Origin of the sequence: Frankia sp. AgKG'84/4, from assembly GCF_023242965.2 — a bacterium.
GTDB lineage: Bacteria > Actinomycetota > Actinomycetes > Frankiales > Frankiaceae > Frankia.
Genome location: NZ_JALKFU020000969.1, coordinates 1 through 1992, shown reverse-complemented (window position 1 = coordinate 1992; position 1992 = coordinate 1). Strand labels below are relative to the sequence as shown.

The following is a 1992-nucleotide window of genomic DNA, read 5'->3' as shown; positions in this document are numbered from 1 at the left end:
GGCCCGGCGGCCCCGGCGGGCCGGTCCGGGTGGGCGGGGGCGGTGAGCCCGCCGCGCATCGCGGGCTGGCCGGTCGCGGTGATGCGGGTGTGGGCGGCGCGCACGGCGCCAGCCGGCAGCCGGACGACGTCCGTCGGTGCGAGGGTGACCATGTCAGGATCCCCCCGTCGCGGCGTGGGTCGAACCGCTGCCGCTCCACACCGTCGATCCGCCGCTGGGGCCCCACGTCGTCCCCGCGCGAGTGCGGCCGGTGGCGCCGGCGGTGCCCGTCGTCGCTGTGGCAGCCGCGGCGGAGTGCTCCTGGGCGAGCATCCCGAAGCCGATCATGCCGGCCGTCGCGACGGCGGCCAGCCCAGCCGTGACGGGCCTGACCCGCCGTAGTCCCTGCTCTCGTGTGGCCACCGGCAACCTCCCACCGTCGGCGCCCCGCGGTGGAGCGCATGATGACCACAGTGGGCGGCCTGGCTGTGCGCCTGCTGTGCGCTGCCTTTGCGTCGGCCAGGGAGTCGGCCAGGGATGTGTGCGCGGGACGCGCGTCGAGCGGACGTCGGCCCCCGCGGACCGCGGGCGAGGTGCGCGTCGGTGCTCAGGCCCAGAAGCTGGGCTCCGCGGCGTCGATCTCGCGGGCGGACTGCTCGTACCCGGCGGCCATCGGCGCCAGCGCGTCGATGCCGAGGCGATGGATGATCTCGGCGCCCAGCCGGGCCCGGGCGGCCACGACCAGGGCAAACGCCGCCGGGTCGCCGTCATGGCCGTAGGCGTCGAGCAGCAGCCGCAGCCGCCGGGGTCGATCGCGGACGTCGCCGTGGCCGCAGCCTCGCACCGCGGCGGGGGTCAGCAGCGGCACCCAGGTGAGCGCGGTGAACGCCAGGTCGAGCTCGCGTGCGGACGGGCCGGCGGTGTCCCAGTCGACGAAGCCGACGAGGCGGCCGCCGGCGTCGTCCCAGACCGCGTTCCACGGCGAGGCGTCATGGTGACCGAATACCAGACCGGGCCGCCACCCCCGGCCGCTGAGCCAGACCGCGTCGTCCGGCGGTACGTACTCGGCAGTGACGTCGTGCAGCCCGCGCAGCCAGGTGGCCACCTGGACCAGCGCGTCGTCGCTGAGCGCCCACGCCGGCCAGGGCCGCGTCTCGCCGACCGTGTCACCGGGCAACCAGCCGAGCACCTCCCGGTTCTTCTCGTCGAAGCCGAGCACCCGCGGCGCCCCGTCGAACCCGGCCCGTTCCAAATACCCCAGCAGCCCGTGCACCGCCGGTGTCCACGGCCCGGTGCGCCGACGCACCGTCTCGCCCACCCGCACCCCGCCGACATGGCGGCCACCGGGCAGCGACAGCTCGGTCTCGAGATCGTCAACCATGAGAGCAGGTGTAGTCGTCCCGGCCGTCGCCGACAACCGGATTTCGCGACGGGCCGGCGGTCGGGCCGGCGGTCGGGCCGGCGGGCCCTGAGAACTGTCTGGGCCTGAGAACTGTCGGACCCGGGTGGCACGCTGGTTCCAGCGCACGCCACGAGTGGAGGACGCGGATGAGCAGCGGGAAGCGGCCGGCCGGCCTCGAGCCGGTGGATGGCCTCGAGTCGGTGGATGGCCTCGAGTCGGTGGACTACGTGGAGACCTTCATCGCGGCCGCCGAGGACTGTCCGGTCGAGGCGGGGACGGAACCGCCGCGCCATCTCGAGCGCCCGTCGATCGCCGCCCGGACCTACGAGATGATCGCCACGCGGCCCTACCGGTTCACCTCAGCGGACGTGCTGTTCGGCGTCTTCGCCGATCGCAGGGGCATCGCGGCGGGGGAGCGGGCGGCCGCCCGGGCGGCCTTCTTCGCGCGCAGCCAGGCGTGCCTGCGGGCCAGCGATCTCGGCCGGCGCTACGGCTGGGGGCTGCACGCCGACGCTGCCGGCCGCGTCGCGATCTACGGCCGGGAGTCACCCGAGTACGCGGCGTTGCTCGCCGGTCAGCGCCCGCAGGGCGCCGAGGGCGCGGGACCGGTA

The 1992-nt window shown here is 75.6% G+C and carries 3 protein-coding genes; 1 reads left to right on the top strand and 2 read right to left on the bottom strand.

The genetic code is table 11. The features are described 5' to 3' along the window. Positions 1 to 153: 153 nt before the first annotated feature. Together MXD58_RS26475 and MXD58_RS26470 are read right to left on the bottom strand one after the other, a co-directional pair. Positions 154 to 402 carry a hypothetical protein gene (locus MXD58_RS26475; protein ID WP_248837080.1) on the bottom strand — a complete coding sequence of 83 codons (249 nt, stop codon included), beginning with the start codon at positions 400 to 402 and terminating at the stop codon, positions 154 to 156. Between the two features lie 184 nt (positions 403 to 586). After that, positions 587 to 1360 (bottom strand): phosphotransferase, encoded by a 774-nt coding sequence (locus MXD58_RS26470; RefSeq protein WP_248837079.1) that lies wholly within the window; start codon positions 1358 to 1360, stop codon positions 587 to 589. A 167-nt stretch (positions 1361 to 1527) separates the two neighbouring features. On the opposite strand from MXD58_RS26470, the gene MXD58_RS26465 reads away from it, so the two are divergent. Further along, a partial coding sequence (locus tag MXD58_RS26465) for a DUF6157 family protein (protein ID WP_250610493.1) occupies positions 1528 to 1992 on the top strand: 465 nt, incomplete at its 3' end.

Excerpts from the sequence above, each read along its gene's own strand:
- MXD58_RS26470 (WP_248837079.1), bottom strand. The coding sequence starts at position 1,360 with ATGGTTGACGATCTCGAGACCGAGCTGTCGCTGCCCGGTGGCCGCCAT.